The sequence below is a fragment of the Gymnodinialimonas sp. 202GB13-11 genome, from assembly GCF_040932485.1.
Taxonomy (GTDB): Bacteria; Pseudomonadota; Alphaproteobacteria; order Rhodobacterales; family Rhodobacteraceae; genus Gymnodinialimonas; species Gymnodinialimonas hymeniacidonis.
Genome location: NZ_JBFRBH010000001.1, coordinates 68,191 through 82,696, shown reverse-complemented (window position 1 = coordinate 82,696; position 14,506 = coordinate 68,191). Strand labels below are relative to the sequence as shown.

The window sequence follows — 14,506 nt, the reverse complement described above, 5'->3', positions numbered from 1 at the left end:
GGTAAAAGTTTTTGTCCGGCCTCGAATATTCACACATTCGGCGATCCAATACTCTGCCGTTTTCTCACCAGTCGATTGGACGCGCGTCTCGGAAAAATCCACCCGTCGGGCCGTTATCAGGCAGGGTTGCCGCCCATGTCACGCCAGCCGCGCCTTCCGGGATCGGTCTTCCTCCGCCGCCCATGTCTGTGGCGACCCAACCGGGGCAGACGGCGTTCACAAGGACGCCGTCGCTTTGCAACTCTGCGGCCAGCTTGATCGTCAGCGCGTTGAGCGCCGCCTTTGAGATGCCGTAGCCAGGCATTCCCCCACCCATGCCGGTCAGCGCCCCTGCGCCGGAGGACACATTGACAATACGGGGAGACGTGCCCTTTTTCAGCAGAGGTGCGGCGGCAATCGCCACCTCCCACGCGCCGAAGAGGTTAGTGTCGAAGGCGCGCCGAACGCGGGCAAGATCGGCGGTGCTGGCGCGTTGATTGGTGTCGTAGTCGACGCCTGCGTTGTTCACCAACACATCGAGATGCCCGAAATCTTGTCGGATCTGCTCGAATGCACGCGCCACGGATGTGGGGTCGGCCACGTCCAATTCGATGGCGCTGGCGTTGGAAAGCCCGCGCGCAGCCTTCGTTCCTTTGTTGAGGTCACGCGAGCCGAGCAGAACGTGCAGGCCGTGATCCTGAGACAATTGCCGAGCCACTTCGCGGCCAATGCCACGATTTGCGCCGGTGATCAGGGCGAGACGGGGACGGGTCATGGTCATCTCCTTTGAGTATCGAGTGATGGGTGGCCCCCAAAATGGGGCCACCCGGACAGTTTACGCGGCGCTTTGCACGGCATCGGCGTGGTTGACCGCACGGGCGACGGCTCCCACTGGGTCAACTCAGCCAGCAGGGCTTCACCATGGTCGCGGATTGCGTCCACCGCATCGTCGCCCAGGGCCAGGCGCATCGGCGTGGTCTGGCTGTTGAGTGCCGTCTCAATCGCGGCGGCGGCTTTCGCGGGATCACCGGCCTGGGTGCCGTGCATGCCGCGGGCGAAGTCCCGCGTGCCGCCGACGATCTCGTCATAGGCGTCGATCTTGGGCATGTGGCGCAGAGCGGTATCGGCGAATTCGGTCCGGAACGCGCCCGGCTCAACGATCATCGCCTTCAGACCGAAGGGCGCGATTTCCTGGGACAGAGCCTCAGTCATGCCTTCCAGCGCAAACTTGGTTGCAGAGTTAGGCCCGAAGCCACCGAAGGACAATTGCCCACCAAGCGACGACATCATCACAATGGCGCCTTTGCGCCGCTTTCGCATCATTGGTAATGCGGCTTGTGTGACTGCGACCGCGCCGAAGAAGTTTGTCTCCATCATCGCGCGCAGCTCGGCCTTCGGCGTTTCCTCGACTGCGCCGACAATGCCGTAGCCCGCATTGTTGACCAGCACATCGATACCGCCAAACCTGTCTTCCGCAGCCTTGATCGCTTTAATGATCTGCGCGGTGTCCGTGACGTCCATTGTGTGCGCCAAGACCCTGTCAGGCGCGAGGGCCGCGATCTGCTGAAGCTTGCCGAGGCGGCGAGCCGTGACCACGACGTTGTGGCCTTGGGACAGCGCGTGGTGGGCGAAGGCGGCTCCGAAGCCGGAGGACGCGCCAGTTATGAACCATGTGTGTGCCATGTGTCTGTTCCTTCATCTTGAATTTAGTTGGAAAGAGGCGGGCGCGGCTGGCGCGCCCGCGTCCTGTGCCGATCAGCTGCCTGGCGTGTTGCGGACGTAGTCATTTCCGCGCTCAGCCGTGGCGGTGAAGCTCATGCCGGAGACAAGCCAGCCCTCTGACGTGCGCGTGAAACTGTGGGTATAGGTGCCCCAGACTTCCCAAATCGGATTGCTGCCGTTCTCCTCCAGCGCGCCTGACGGCATCTGGTTCCAGGCATAGCCGTGGCTTTGCATCAGAGCTGCGTCGGGGCCGTCAAACGTAATGCGATGGTTGCCGCGCAGGTGGAAGCTCGACTTCTCACCCGTCAGATTTGCTGACCAGCCGGCGATCAAGCCATCGGCAGGGATTGTCGCGGGCTCCCCGCCCACCAACGACGTGAAGTCGACGTAGATTTCGTCAGTGAACAGAGCGCGGGCGGCGAGCCAGTCCTGTGCATCGACAGCGGCGTCGATGGCGTCCGCAATGCGGATCATTTCGGCCCGGTCCAGTAAGGTTTCTGCAGTGACAGGGTCGCCTGCGATGTCAGCCGAAGCAGGAGTTGCGAGAAGGCTGGCTGCGGTCAGGGTTGAGCGGATCATGGTGTATTCCTTTGGTCTGATGTTGTGGGTGATTGAGAGGTGCAGGGATGCGCAGCGATATGCGTCTCGCCGCGCGAAGTTTGTTGGATCAGGCGTCAGCGCCTGTGCGGAAATGATCGGCCACGGTATCGGCGGCGCGGGTCACGTCGGCGGGATTGTCGTAGAAGTCGAACTGCGTGACATCTTCGAGCCATTGCTGCGTCGCGTCGCCGGTGAAGCCATCGAGGAAGGCGCGCACGCCATCCGGGATCGCGGCGGCCTCTGAATGGACGATGGCCAAGGGCTGTGTCAGACGCTGCGGATTATCGGCCGGGTGATAGGTCAGCCAGCCTTCCCACGACGCGTTGTTCCACTGGTTGTCGTACTCAGGGATCGCGCCACGGTCGGCCTCGAAGTAATAGCCGCCGATGGGCATCAGCACACCTTCGGCCCCTTCAGGACCGGCCGCTGAAATGATCTGGCCGCCAGCAGCGTGCGCGGCGCGGCCCATCTCGATCAGGCCGCTTACGCCCTCTTCACCGCCGTAGACGGCGTTCACGAGCTCTTCGTTTTGCAGCCAAGGGGCGACAAGGCCCACGCGATGCACCAGATCGTTCCCGGAAGCGGCATCTACCATGTAGCCCGCCGATGCACAGATCCCGAGGCCGTAGATCTGGCCTGCGTCGACCTCTGGCAGCGTGGCAACAAACTCAAAGGCAGCGCGGATGTCCGAGGTTTTGGCCTCCGGGCTTTCCACGAAGCGAACATTCTGCGGAAGATCGCCCGACGCGCCCCAGCCGCGGAAATCGAAGGTGAAGGCGGCGAAGCCGCGTTCCACCATCTGGGCGGCATAAGTGGCGGGCATCTGCTGCTGGACGGTGGTCCAGGCACCGGTCACGACAACGATCGGCAGCGCAGACCCATCGTGGTCCGCTGGCAGGTAAAGCGTACCGCTCAGCGTGGCACCTTCGTTTTCAAAGGTCACGGTGCGGGTCGTGATATCGGCCATGGCCGAGGTAGTCAGAAAGGTGGCGGCAGTGGACAGGGTTGCGCGTTTCATCTTGGTAACTCCGGTTTGTAATGTCGTGGGCTGTTTGCCTGATGACATTGGAGATACGTCGCCCCGGCCCGAATTAATTGAAGCGGCTTGATCTGCTTTTGTATGATCTTGCTTTTTGAACGACTAGCTCAGGCTGGCCCGGTACTGCCGCGGAGTGGTACCCATCAGTTGCTTGAAGCTGCGGCTGAAATGCGCCTGATCGGCGAAGCCACAGGCCAGGGCGATGTCGCCAAGCGCCCGACCCTGCTCTGTCATCATCTCAAGCGACTGCTCAATCCGGTAGGCCATGACATATTGCATCGGCGGGGTGCCAACCGTTTCCTTGAACAGACGGCTGAAATGCGACGGGCTCATCCCAGCTTCACTTGCCAGTTCATCAAGAGTGATGGTCTGGTCCAGATTGGCACGGATGAAAGCAAGAACGCGATTGTAATGGGCGGATGTAAAGCGCGCGGAAAGCGCCACCTGTTCAGGACGGCGTTTGCCATAGCGTTGTAGCAATTTGACTAGAAACACCCGGCTGAGCGCCTCAAACATCACGGCCGACGTCATGTCGTCGGCTTCCAACGCATCCCGCAACATCACCCCTGCAGCACAGAGATCTGCGTCGGAGAATAGAGGCAGGTCCTTGAATTGTCGCGAATCCAGAAGCAGGCCCAGTTCCGTTTCAGCAAAGCGCTGCACCCGCGCGGGATCAAGCGTCACAACGATCACGTCAGATTGTGCGAACCACCGCCAGCCAGAACGCATGCCTGCAGTGGTCACGATGATGTCGTGCTTGGAGAAGGTAAAATCGCGCAGCTCGCCATCGCGCGTGTTTTGCACGCGGTGGGGTTCGTCCTTCAGGTTCAGAAGGACATGGTGTTCCGCAAAAGCTTCCGTCGGCATGCTGTCGGGCTCTGCCTGGAAATAGCGAACCGACAACAAACTCGCCGCCGACGTATGCTCCAACCCATCGCTGTTGAGCAGCGGCAGAGACGGATAGATCTCTTCGTAACGGCGCGGCACCGGTCATCCTTTATCATTAATCCGGAAGCTAAGGCACAGACGCAGCGTGTCGAGAGCCAAAGCATGTTCAAGTTCTTCGAAGAAATTTCTTCTCCTGAGGTCGACCCGTGAGCACCTCAGGTTCTTTCCGATACTAGGCCTAATTCTTTAGAAACAAAACGTCTCGGGTTGCGCGTGGAGCGAACGACGAGGTCGCAGGCTATGATCGCAAGACTGCCGGACTTTGCTCAATGTCGGCTTTGAAGGGTTGCAGCACAGCAATTAGTTCCTGCGGCTAATGTCCGCTATGGGCCGTTCACGCTACCTCATCGACACTAAAGTGAAGGCAGCGCACTCACACTCTCGCCTGCCGCTGTACGCCGCACTACTACTACGCCCTCTCGACTGTTGCCCGTAAGCAAAGAACAGTCTTCTTGATCGATCCCGTAATCCAACACGGGAACGCCGATGACTGTGACACCCATCAAACCCGAATTCTCTACTCGTGGTGCCCGGATGCTGCGAACCGCGCTCGGCGTGGATATCGCGACTTGGCTTGAGGACCCGTCCGTCGTCGAGGTGATGCTGAACCCGGACGGTCGAATTTGGCTCGATCGCCTTTCGGATGGGCTGACTGACTCAGGCACCCAAATTTCTCCGACCGATGGCGAACGGATTATTCGGCTCGTTGCGCATCATGTAGGCGCCGAGATCCACGGCGCGTCCCCCCGGATATCCGCTGAACTGCCCGGGACGGGAGAACGGTTCGAAGGACTCCTGGCACCCGTCGTCGCGGCCCCGACATTCGCGATCCGAAAGCCTGCCGTTGTGGTGTTCACGCTTGAGGACTACGTCGTCAGCAGGATCATGACATCGCACGCAGCACAATCGCTGCGAGACGGTGTGGTTGGTCGCGCCAACATTCTTGTCGCCGGTGGAACGTCGACCGGAAAAACAACTCTGACCAATGCGTTGCTGGCCGAGGTCGCCAAAAGTACAGATCGCGTGGTCTTGATCGAAGACACCCGAGAACTTCAGTGCCTCACCCCCAATCTGGTCGCCCTCCGCACCAAGGACGGCGTCGCATCCCTGTCCGACCTCGTGCGTTCGTCCCTTCGCCTTCGCCCCGACCGCATTCCCATCGGGGAGGTGCGCGGCGCTGAAGCCCTTGATCTTCTCAAGGCGTGGGGCACCGGGCATCCCGGGGGCATCGGAACGATCCACGCTGGATCTGCCTTGGGCGCAATCCGCCGTCTCGAACAGCTGATCCAAGAAGCGGTCGTTACCGTCCCCCGCGCACTCATTGCGGAAACCATTGATCTCATCGCGGTGCTCACAGGTCGAGGTGTAGATCGGCGCTTGTCTGAACTCGCCCGTGTCACCGGCTTGACCGCCGCAGGGGACTACTCCGTCGAACAGCTTCTTGCCCAACCTCATGGAGATCGTCCATGACCATCTCGCCAGTGTCCCGCCAACTCTTGATTGCTCTCACGGCGACCGTCGCCCTTACACTCTCCGACCCCGCTATGGCTGCCGGATCCGGCATGCCGTGGGAGGCCCCGCTCCAATCGATCCTCGAGTCGATCGAGGGGCCCGTCGCCAAGATCGTGGCCGTGATCATCATTATCGTAACGGGACTGACTCTGGCCTTCGGCGATGCAGGCGGCGGGTTTCGGCGACTGATACAGATCGTCTTTGGGCTCACCATCGCCTTCGCCGCTTCAAGCTTCTTTCTGTCGTTCTTCTCCTTTGGCGGCGGGGCGTTGATCTGATGCAGGACCCCTCCACTGACATTCTTGGCTTCTACGCACCCGTGCATCGCGCTCTGTCCGAGCCGATCTTGCTAGCAGGAGCGCCCCGTGCTGTCGCCATTGCAAACGGCACGCTCGCGGCAGCCGTTGGCCTTGGGCTTCGCCTTTGGATCGTCGGCCTGCTGTTCTGGCTCGTGGGACACCTCCTCGCGGTCTGGCTTGCAAAGCGGGACGCTCAAATCGCCGAGGTCGCGCGGCGGCACCTGCGCTATCCCTCCTGGTTCGGGGTGTGATCTGATGATGCGCCTCGCCGAATATCGCTCCAAATCATCCCTTCTGGCTGATTTCCTGCCGTGGGCCGCGCTCGTCGCCCAAGGGGTCGTGCTCAACAAGGATGGCAGCCTCCAACGCAGCGCCCGGTTTCGGGGCCCCGATCTCGATTCCGCCACACCGGCCGAGCTGGTCGCCATATCGGCCCGGCTCAACAGCACGCTGCGTCGGCTTGGCTCAGGGTGGGCCCTCTTTGTCGAAGCGCAACGGATTCCGGCGCGAGACTACCCTGCCTCGACCTTTCCCGACCCCGTCTCGGCCCTCGTGGACGCGGAACGTCGCGCGCAATTCGAAGAGGCGGGAACGCATTTTGAAAACGCTTATTTCCTGACGTTTGTTTGGATGCCGCCTTCCGAAGAGGCCAGCCGTGTTGGCGGTTGGCTTTTCGAGAACGCGCCTGACAGAGGTGCCGATCTCCTCGAGCAGGTTAAAGCCTTCGTCCTCCGAACAGATCGTCTACTCGATCTTCTTGATGGCTTCATGCCGGAGGTCGCATGGCTCTCGGACGAGGAAACGCTGACTTACTTCCACTCGACGATTTCGACCCGGAGGCAGCGGGTGCGTGTCCCGGACACCCCGATGCATCTGGACGCTTTGCTCGCGGACGAACCCCTTGTCGGCGGTCTGACCCCGCGCCTCGGCTCCCAATACCTGAGAACGCTCACCATCATTGGCCTCCCAAGTGCGACATGGCCTGGCCTGCTCGACGAGTTGAACAGCCAGCCACTGGAGTATCGCTGGTGCACACGGGCGATCTGCCTCGACAAACCCGACGCCACGAAAATCTTCACCCGCATCCGCCGCCAATGGTTCGCCAAACGCAAATCCATCGCCGCGATCCTGAAGGAGGTCATGACCAACGAGGCCTCGACGCTGCTGGACAGCGATGCAGCCAACAAGGCTGCGGACGCCGACGAGGCGCTGCAGGAATTAGGTGCCGATATCTCGGGCGCCGCCTATGTTACGGCCACGATCACGGTTTGGGATGAGGATCCGCGCACCGCAGAGGCGAAACTCAAGGCCGTCGAGAAAATCGTGCAGGGTCGCGATTTTACCTGCATTCCGGAAACGCTCAACGCGCTTGAGGCATGGCTTGGATCCCTGCCGGGTCACCTCTATGCCAACGTCCGCCAACCGCCTGTCTCCACGCTGAACCTCGCACACGTGATCCCGGTCTCGGCGGTCTGGGCGGGACCCGAGCGCACCGACCATCTCGACGGCCCACCGCTCTTCTACGCCGACACGGACGGATCGACGCCGTTCCGCTTCTCAACCCATGTGGGCGATGTCGGGCACACACTGATTGTCGGGCCGACCGGCGCAGGCAAATCGGTGCTGCTTGCTCTCATGGCGCTGCAGTTCCGCCGCTATCCGGATGCACAGGTCTTCGCCTTCGATTTCGGCGGCTCCATTCGCTGCGCCACAATCGCGATGGGCGGGGATTGGCATGATCTGGGCGCAGTGTTCTCTGACAGCGATGACGGGGCCGTCAATCTCCAGCCACTCTCGCGCGTCGATGAGACCGCAGAGAGGGCCTGGGCCGCGGACTGGATCGGCGCGATCCTCGCTCGCGAAGGCATCGCAATCACGCCGGAAGTAAAGGAGCATCTCTGGGCCGCGCTGACCTCGCTCGCTTCAGCCCCGATCGGGGAGCGCACCTTCACTGGCCTCGCTGTCCTGCTGCAATCAAACGATCTGAAACAGGCCCTGAGGCCCTATTGCCTCGGCGGGCCCCATGGGCGGCTGCTCGACGCCGAGATTGAGGACCTAGGCGCGGCACCTATTCAGGCCTTCGAGATCGAGGGGCTGGTCGGAGCTGCAGCGGCGCCCACTGTCCTCTCCTATCTCTTCCATCGCATTGGCGACCGCCTCGACGGGCGGCCCACACTGCTCATCATCGACGAAGGCTGGCTCGCGCTGGACGATGCCAGTTTTGGCGGCCAACTGCGAGAATGGCTCAAGACCCTTCGCAAGAAGAATGCGTCTGTCGTTTTCGCAACCCAATCCCTGGCCGACATCGATGCATCACCGATTGCCCCCGCAATCATCGAAAGCTGCCCCACCCGCATCTTCCTGCCCAACGGACGCGCCTTCGAACCACAGATCGCCGACACCTATCGCCGTTTTGGGCTGAACGATCGCCAGATCGAGATCGTCGCGCGGGCTTTCCCGAAACGTGATTACTATTGCCAGTCCCGACGCGGGAACCGGCTCTTCTCGCTTGGTCTCGGCGACGTCGCACTGGCCTTCACGGCAGCCTCTTCGAAAACCGATCAGGCCGCGATCAGCGACCTTCTCGCGAAACATGGACGACACGGGTTCGCAAAAGCCTGGCTGCACCATCGCGGTCTGGACTGGGCCATTGACCTGCTCGATTCCCCAGCCGCCTCTTCCGCCGAACATGAACCAAACCCAACCCCAAAGGAGACGGATGATGACCTCCAAACCTAATCCTCAGGCGAAAGCCCGCAAGCTCGCGGCTGCATTGTTCGCCACTACTTTGGCCGTGACACCCATTCTCACCACACAAGCCCAGGCCTTTCTGTTCGGGGCCGGAGGGCGGATCGTCTACGATCCACAAAACCATGCCGAAAACATCCTTTCGGCTGCGCGGTCACTGGAGCAGATCAACAACCAGATCACCCAGCTCCAAAATCAAGCTCAGATGCTGATGAACGAGGCGCTGAATCTCGCCACCCTGCCGCACTCCTCCCTTGGGCAGTTGCAAAGCGCCATTGGTGAGACCCAGCGTCTGCTGTCCGAAGCCGAAAGCCTCGCCTTCGACGTCGCCGCTATCGAGGCAGCCTTCGCGGAGGAATACGGCATAGCCGCAGCGCAAGGTGAATTCGATGCGATGATCGGCGGCGCGCGCGACCGGTGGCAGGCCTCGGTCACCGGTTTCGAGGATGCGCTGCGCATCCAGGCCGGCGTCGTCGGCAACATCGACGGTGCTCGCACCCAGATGGACGCGCTTGTGCGCGAAAGTCAGGGTGCGGTGGGAGCATTGCAGGTTGCTCAGGCCGGCAACCAACTCATGGCCCTACAAGCGGCACAACTCGCGGATCTGACCGCCGCCATTGCTGCCCAGAACAGCGCGGTGTCACTTGAGGCGGCGCGCGTCGCCTCCGCCGAAGCGCAGGGCCGCGAGAACCTTACCCGCTTTCTGGACTACGGGTCGGGCTATGCACCGAGTGCGACCCGTTTGTTCCGGGATTGAGCAGATGCCGCTCGCCACACATCACGTCCTGCGCGGGATTGCCATTGGCTTGGGCGTTTTGGCCGCCTTTACTGCGGGCTTTGAGTTGAGCCACTCCGTGCGCCCTGAAAGCGTAGAGCAAGTCGCGCCGGAAAGCCCGCGCTGGTCGACGCTCGAGCAATGCCGAGCCCTCTCGCCGGAAGACTACGCGACCGACGAGGATTGCCGTACTGCGTGGGATCAGTCGCGCCGCCGGTTCTTCGGTCTGCCGTCCGATCCGGCCGGGACGGAGTGAGGCTATGGGCGGCGTCGGTGTCATTGATCAATTTCTCGAGGTCTTCGCTTCCTACATCGATTCCGGCTTCGGCCTTTTGGGCGGCGATGTCGCTTTTCTGGCGACCACCCTTATCGTCATCGACATAACACTCGCGGCGCTGTTCTGGGCGTGGGGTGCCGACGATGACATCATCGCCCGACTAGTGAAGAAGACCTTGTTCGTAGGCGTCTTCGCCTACCTGATCGGCAACTGGAACACGCTCGCGCGGACCGTCTTCGACAGCTTCGCAGGCCTCGGGCTGGTGGCCACCGGCGGGACGATTAGCGCCGACGAGTTGCTGCAACCGGGACGCATCGCGCAGGTCGGTATGGACGCTGGTCGTCCGATCCTCGCATCGATCTCCGACCTCATGGGCTACGTGTCGTTTTTCGAGAACTTCCTGCAGATCACGATCCTGTTTTTTGCCTGGCTCGTGGTCTTGCTGTCTTTCTTCATTCTCGCGATCCAGCTCTTCGTCACGCTGATCGAATTCAAACTCGCTACCCTCGCAGGTTTCATCCTCGTCCCCTTCGGCTTGTTTAACAAGACGGCCTTCATGGCGGAACGCGTCCTCGGCCTCGTCATCTCGTCAGGCGTGAAGGTTCTCGTCCTCGCCGTTATCGTTGGTATCGGCTCAACCATCTTTGCGCACTTCACCTCCGGCTTTGCCGGGGAGCCTACTATCGAAGACGCCATGTCGGTCGTTCTGGGTGCCTTGGCGCTTTTGGCGTTAGGCATCTTCGGACCGGGCATCGCCAACGGGATCGTCTCGGGCGGACCGCAACTTGGCGCTGGCACCGCCGTCGGGACCGCTGTGGCCGCGGGCGGTCTGGCCCTCGGTGGTGCCGCCGCCGGACGCATGGCTCTGGGAGCGGCCGGTGCTAGCGTCCGTGGCGCAAGCGCGATGGCCGGTGGAGTGTCAACGGCCTACCAGCTCGGGTCAGCATCGCGATCCACAATGGCCGGAAAGGCTGCGGGAGGCATTGCCGCAATCGGCAAAGCCGGAGTTGCGGCCGCCACGAGCCCCCTGCAACGCTCGATTGCAGAGAACGCCCAATCTGGCGCGCGCCCCGCCTACGCTGCCACCGGCGGCAGCCATGCCGCGCATACCCGCGCATCCACCGCGACCGCTGGCCCGCCCGCTTGGGCCCGTCGCATGAAACAGCAGCAATCCATCCATCACGGCGTAAGTACCGCTGCCCATGTGATCCGCTCCGGCGATCACGGCGGTGGCGGATCAGCCGTCAGCCTATCAGAGAGATCCTGACCATGTTCCGCCGTCCAACAGTCCGCTACTCCACCACTCCTGAACCCGTCACGCCCTATCAGAGGGCGGCGCAAGCCTGGGATCACCGCATCGGTTCCGCCCGCGTTCAGGCCCGCAACTGGCGCCTCATGGCTTTCGGTTGCCTAACGCTGGTCGCCGGTCTGAGCGTCACGCTTGTCTGGCAATCGACGCAAAGTTCGGTCGTTCCGTATGTGGTCGAGGTCGACAATCTCGGCGCGGCTCAGGCAGTTGCGCCCGCCCTCGCAGATTACGAACCCACCGATCCGCAGATCGCTTGGCATCTGGCGCGTTTCATCGAGAATGTCCGGCAGGTGCCCGCGGACCCCATCGTGCTGCGCCAAAGCTGGCTGCGCGCCTACGATTTCACCACGAATCGCGGCGCTGTTGCGCTCAACGATCATGCACGAGTGAACGACCCGTTCGCGGCCGTCGGCGAGACTCAGATCGCCATCGAGATTTCCAGCGTCATTCGCGCTTCCGACACCAGCTTCCGCGTCGCCTGGGTGGAGCGGCGCTACGAAAACGGCCAGCTGTCCGCCACCGAACGCTGGACCGCCATCCTCACCATCGTGATCCAACCGCCCCGCGATGCCGAGCGCCTGCGTCAGAACCCGCTCGGTGTCTATGTCCATGCCATCAACTGGTCGAGGGAGAGTGCCCAATGACCCATCTCAGAACCCTATCCTGCCTTCTTCTCGCAACAGCCGTCTTGACGGCGTGCGCCAACGAGCCCCCGCCACAGATCACCTATGACGACATAGTGCCGACCCTCGCACCTCCTCCGTCACCGCCACCGGCGGAAGATCCTCTGCGCCCGGTCCACATCCCGCCGTCATGGACCCCTTCCCGAGGGGGCGACCCCGAGGCCGAAACGCCAGAGGCCCGGATCGCAGCCGCCAATGCAGCCGCACGCATCGAGCCGCGCCCCGAGGGCTTTTACAACGCCCTGCAGGTCTTCCCTTGGAGCGAAGGCGCGCTTTACCAAGTCTATGCCGCCCCCGGCCAGATCACGACGATCACGCTGGAGGCGGGCGAACAGCTGACCGGCCCGGGGCCCATCGCGGCAGGCGATACAGCGCGCTGGATCATCGGCGACACTGTGAGCGGCGCAGGCCGCACTGCCCGCGTCCATGTCCTCGTCAAACCGACGCGTCCGGACATCACCACAAATCTCGTCATTAGCACCGACCGGCGGAATTACCTGATCGAGCTGCGCGCCAGCGAAGAGATCTGGATGCCCGCCGTCGCCTGGGCCTATCCCGAAGAGCCGACACGCCCGCGACTACCAACCTTGCTGCGCCCGACCATCCCACATGAGGCAGATCGGGACTATCGCTACGGTCTGCAGGGTGACAGCCCACCCTGGCGTCCGGTTGCGGTCTTCGACGATGGTCGCCGGGTATTTGTCGTTTTCCCGATCGGCATCGCCCAAGGGGAAATGCCGCCTCTGTTCGTGCTCGGACCGGACGGCCAGGGCCAGATCGTCAACACCCGCGTTACGGGCAATGTCCTGATCGTTGACCGGCTCTTTGGGGCCGCAGAACTGAGATTGGGTGAGACCCGGCAGGAAGTGGTCCGGATCGTGCGGATGGACGGCATCGAGCACCGTCGCGCACACCCTGGCGTTGCGGAGGGTCAGTTGAGATGACAACTCCAACCAGCGATCCCAAAGGCCCGCGAATTGAGCAGGACATCGCTCAGGACCTCCGGCTCCGCCCCGACCCACCGCGCGTCATGCGCCTTTCCCGAAAAGCCATCGCGGCGCTCTTGGCAATCGGCGGTCTCGGTCTTGGTGCCATCCTTATTGTTGCTTTGCAGGGCCGCCAGGCCAGAGACACACCTTCCGAGTTGTATTCGATCGAAGCCATTCAGGCGGCCGAAGGTCTCTCCCGATTGCCAACGAACTATGGCGATGTTCCCCGTCTTGGGCCACCACTGCCAGGCGAGCTTGGTCGGCCCATCCTCAGTGCGCAGGAACGGGGTGATCCGGTTCCCATTCCTCCCATCACAGGGCTTTCAGCGCCCGGGGTTGATCCAGCGGAACAGCTTCGACTGCAAGAGATCGAGGCCGCCAGATTGAGCGCCCTTTTTGCAGAGACGCAAACCGGGTTCCAAGGCAGCGGTGCAGATCCTGGGCCTGCCCCCATGGGTTCGAATATGTTCCCCATGCCGCAGGGCTCTTCTGCGCCTCAAGACACTACAGCAGGCCGGGACACCGTCCTAACACGCGGAACAGCTACTGATCCCGTTAGCTCAGAACGGCTGGTGTCTCCACCAAGTCCCTACATCCTTCAGGCCGGCACAGTAATTCCCGCCGCGCTCATCACCGCGCTCCGCTCGGATCTGCCAGGCCAGATCGCCGCGCAAGTCACCTCCAACGTCTATGACACCCCCTCCGGACGCTACCTGCTCATCCCTCAAGGCGCGCGGCTTCTTGGCGAATACGACAGCGATATCGTCATGGGTCAGAACCGCCTCCTTCTGGTTTGGACCCGTCTCATCCTTCCCGATGGCCGGTCCATGAACCTCAATCGCGAACCCGGCACCGACCGAGCAGGCACCGCAGGCCTGCAGGATCGGGTCAACAACCATTGGGGTAGAGTCCTCCTCGCCGCAGGTCTCGCCACGATCCTCAACGTCGGTCTGGAAAGCGGAGCAGCAAGCGAGGACGACGTCGCAACGGCTATCCGCGAGGCTGCTCAGGGTACAATCGGGCGCACTGGCGAAGAGATCGTCCGCCAACAAATCTCCGTCCCGCCAGCCCTCACGATCCGCCCCGGTTTCCCGGTACGCGTGATGACCACCAGAGACCTGATCCTTGAACCGTTGGGAGAAGTGCGATGACGAAACTGAAGTTGAGTGCCATTCCTGACGACAAACCCGTCAAGCTTACTGTGGAATTGCCCGCAGGCGTTCATCGGGATCTGATCGACTACGCACGAGTCCTTGGCAACCAAACCGACCAAAAACTTGAACCCTCGCGACTGATCGCCCCCATGATCGCACGTTTCATGGCCACGGATCGTGGGTTTTCGAAAGCACGGAGCGACCTACGCACGCCTCGCTCGTGATTGGCAGCGGCTTCGGACTTAGCTCCAGCAGCTCAATGCCAATGAAAACAAAGAGGTCCGCTTGATTTCCTTGACGATCTTCTCGCCTATGCTCTTTTACGTCCCAGTTGTCTGTCTCAGGTCCTACTTTTCGGAAACTACGATGAGCTAAGAACACTCTTGACAAATTCTGCTATCCTGAACCCACAAACTCTGACGACGAACCGGTTAGCAAACGACGATCCTGATCTTCTCATCGGCTGAATACT

The 14,506-nt window shown here is 61.8% G+C and carries 16 protein-coding genes; 11 read left to right on the top strand and 5 right to left on the bottom strand.

Annotated features, from left to right (window positions below):
• Positions 1–64: 64 nt before the first annotated feature.
• The 5 genes from V8J81_RS00425 to V8J81_RS00405 all read right to left on the bottom strand — a co-directional run bounded on the left by V8J81_RS00425 (position 65) and on the right by V8J81_RS00405 (position 4,327).
• The gene (locus tag V8J81_RS00425; protein ID WP_368473782.1) at positions 65–754 is read right to left on the bottom strand and encodes an SDR family NAD(P)-dependent oxidoreductase; all 690 of its coding nucleotides are present in this window, start codon (positions 752–754) and stop codon (positions 65–67) included.
• 2 nt (positions 755–756) lie between these two features.
• Complete coding sequence (locus tag V8J81_RS00420; protein ID WP_368473781.1) at positions 757–1,662, bottom strand: oxidoreductase; 906 nt, start codon at positions 1,660–1,662, stop codon at positions 757–759.
• 72 nt (positions 1,663–1,734) lie between these two features.
• Positions 1,735–2,280, bottom strand: coding sequence for a nuclear transport factor 2 family protein (locus tag V8J81_RS00415; RefSeq protein ID WP_368473780.1), 546 nt, complete (start codon positions 2,278–2,280; stop codon positions 1,735–1,737).
• A gap of 88 nt (positions 2,281–2,368) precedes the next feature.
• On the bottom strand, positions 2,369–3,319 hold the full coding sequence (locus V8J81_RS00410; protein WP_368473779.1) for an alpha/beta hydrolase: 951 nt from the start codon (positions 3,317–3,319) through the stop codon (positions 2,369–2,371).
• Positions 3,320–3,442: 123 nt separating this feature from the next.
• Positions 3,443–4,327, bottom strand: a complete 885-nt coding sequence (locus V8J81_RS00405; protein WP_368473778.1) for a helix-turn-helix transcriptional regulator — start codon at positions 4,325–4,327, stop codon at positions 3,443–3,445.
• Positions 4,328–4,822: 495 nt separating this feature from the next.
• Between V8J81_RS00405 and trbB the strand changes: the two genes are divergently transcribed.
• Genes trbB through V8J81_RS00350 form a run of 11 tightly spaced genes read left to right on the top strand, consistent with a single transcriptional unit; the run spans position 4,823 to position 14,258 of the window.
• Positions 4,823–5,758, top strand: a complete 936-nt coding sequence (gene trbB / locus V8J81_RS00400) for a P-type conjugative transfer ATPase TrbB (RefSeq protein ID WP_439649916.1) — start codon at positions 4,823–4,825, stop codon at positions 5,756–5,758.
• Entirely contained in the window at positions 5,755–6,078 is a 324-nt protein-coding gene (locus V8J81_RS00395; RefSeq protein ID WP_368473776.1) for a TrbC/VirB2 family type IV secretion system protein, read from the top strand. Before trbB ends, V8J81_RS00395 begins: the two co-directional genes overlap by 4 nt.
• Positions 6,078–6,350 (top strand): VirB3 family type IV secretion system protein, encoded by a 273-nt coding sequence (locus V8J81_RS00390; protein ID WP_368473775.1) that lies wholly within the window; start codon positions 6,078–6,080, stop codon positions 6,348–6,350. The genes V8J81_RS00395 and V8J81_RS00390 overlap by 1 nt, the downstream gene beginning before the upstream one ends.
• 4 nt (positions 6,351–6,354) lie before the next feature.
• Complete coding sequence (gene trbE, locus V8J81_RS00385; RefSeq protein ID WP_368473774.1) at positions 6,355–8,838, top strand: conjugal transfer protein TrbE; 2,484 nt, start codon at positions 6,355–6,357, stop codon at positions 8,836–8,838.
• Entirely contained in the window at positions 8,822–9,604 is a 783-nt protein-coding gene (trbJ, locus tag V8J81_RS00380; protein ID WP_368473773.1) for a P-type conjugative transfer protein TrbJ, read from the top strand. Before trbE ends, trbJ begins: the two co-directional genes overlap by 17 nt.
• A 4-nt stretch (positions 9,605–9,608) precedes the next feature.
• Entirely contained in the window at positions 9,609–9,878 is a 270-nt protein-coding gene (gene trbK-alt, locus V8J81_RS00375; protein WP_368473772.1) for a putative entry exclusion protein TrbK-alt, read from the top strand.
• A gap of 4 nt (positions 9,879–9,882) precedes the next feature.
• Complete coding sequence (gene trbL / locus V8J81_RS00370; RefSeq protein WP_368473771.1) at positions 9,883–11,166, top strand: P-type conjugative transfer protein TrbL; 1,284 nt, start codon at positions 9,883–9,885, stop codon at positions 11,164–11,166.
• On the top strand, positions 11,163–11,852 hold the full coding sequence (gene trbF, locus V8J81_RS00365; protein WP_368477570.1) for a conjugal transfer protein TrbF: 690 nt from the start codon (positions 11,163–11,165) through the stop codon (positions 11,850–11,852). The genes trbL and trbF overlap by 4 nt, the downstream gene beginning before the upstream one ends.
• Entirely contained in the window at positions 11,849–12,835 is a 987-nt protein-coding gene (gene trbG, locus V8J81_RS00360) for a P-type conjugative transfer protein TrbG (protein ID WP_368473770.1), read from the top strand. Before trbF ends, trbG begins: the two co-directional genes overlap by 4 nt.
• A complete protein-coding gene (locus V8J81_RS00355) occupies positions 12,832–14,031 on the top strand; it encodes a TraB/TrbI/VirB10 family type IV secretion system protein (protein WP_368473769.1) in 1,200 nt (399 codons plus the stop codon). Before trbG ends, V8J81_RS00355 begins: the two co-directional genes overlap by 4 nt.
• On the top strand, positions 14,028–14,258 hold the full coding sequence (locus V8J81_RS00350; RefSeq protein ID WP_368473768.1) for a DUF2274 domain-containing protein: 231 nt from the start codon (positions 14,028–14,030) through the stop codon (positions 14,256–14,258). Before V8J81_RS00355 ends, V8J81_RS00350 begins: the two co-directional genes overlap by 4 nt.
• The last annotated feature ends 248 nt before the right edge of the window (positions 14,259–14,506 follow it).

What these genes read in the sequence shown, in the direction of transcription:
- trbB (WP_439649916.1), top strand. Translation starts at nt 4,823, where the DNA reads ATGCTGCGAACCGCGCTCGGCGTGGATATCGCGACTTGGCTTGAGGAC.
- trbK-alt (WP_368473772.1), top strand. Translation starts at nt 9,609, where the DNA reads ATGCCGCTCGCCACACATCACGTCCTGCGCGGGATTGCCATTGGCTTG.
- V8J81_RS00395 (WP_368473776.1), top strand. Translation starts at nt 5,755, where the DNA reads ATGACCATCTCGCCAGTGTCCCGCCAACTCTTGATTGCTCTCACGGCG.
- V8J81_RS00420 (WP_368473781.1), bottom strand. Translation starts at nt 1,662, where the DNA reads ATGGCACACACATGGTTCATAACTGGCGCGTCCTCCGGCTTCGGAGCC.
- trbG (WP_368473770.1), top strand. Translation starts at nt 11,849, where the DNA reads ATGACCCATCTCAGAACCCTATCCTGCCTTCTTCTCGCAACAGCCGTC.
- trbJ (WP_368473773.1), top strand. Translation starts at nt 8,822, where the DNA reads ATGACCTCCAAACCTAATCCTCAGGCGAAAGCCCGCAAGCTCGCGGCT.
- V8J81_RS00355 (WP_368473769.1), top strand. Translation starts at nt 12,832, where the DNA reads ATGACAACTCCAACCAGCGATCCCAAAGGCCCGCGAATTGAGCAGGAC.
- V8J81_RS00425 (WP_368473782.1), bottom strand. Translation starts at nt 754, where the DNA reads ATGACCCGTCCCCGTCTCGCCCTGATCACCGGCGCAAATCGTGGCATT.
- V8J81_RS00350 (WP_368473768.1), top strand. Translation starts at nt 14,028, where the DNA reads ATGACGAAACTGAAGTTGAGTGCCATTCCTGACGACAAACCCGTCAAG.
- trbL (WP_368473771.1), top strand. Translation starts at nt 9,883, where the DNA reads ATGGGCGGCGTCGGTGTCATTGATCAATTTCTCGAGGTCTTCGCTTCC.
- V8J81_RS00410 (WP_368473779.1), bottom strand. Translation starts at nt 3,319, where the DNA reads ATGAAACGCGCAACCCTGTCCACTGCCGCCACCTTTCTGACTACCTCG.
- V8J81_RS00390 (WP_368473775.1), top strand. Translation starts at nt 6,078, where the DNA reads ATGCAGGACCCCTCCACTGACATTCTTGGCTTCTACGCACCCGTGCAT.
- V8J81_RS00415 (WP_368473780.1), bottom strand. Translation starts at nt 2,280, where the DNA reads ATGATCCGCTCAACCCTGACCGCAGCCAGCCTTCTCGCAACTCCTGCT.
- trbE (WP_368473774.1), top strand. Translation starts at nt 6,355, where the DNA reads ATGATGCGCCTCGCCGAATATCGCTCCAAATCATCCCTTCTGGCTGAT.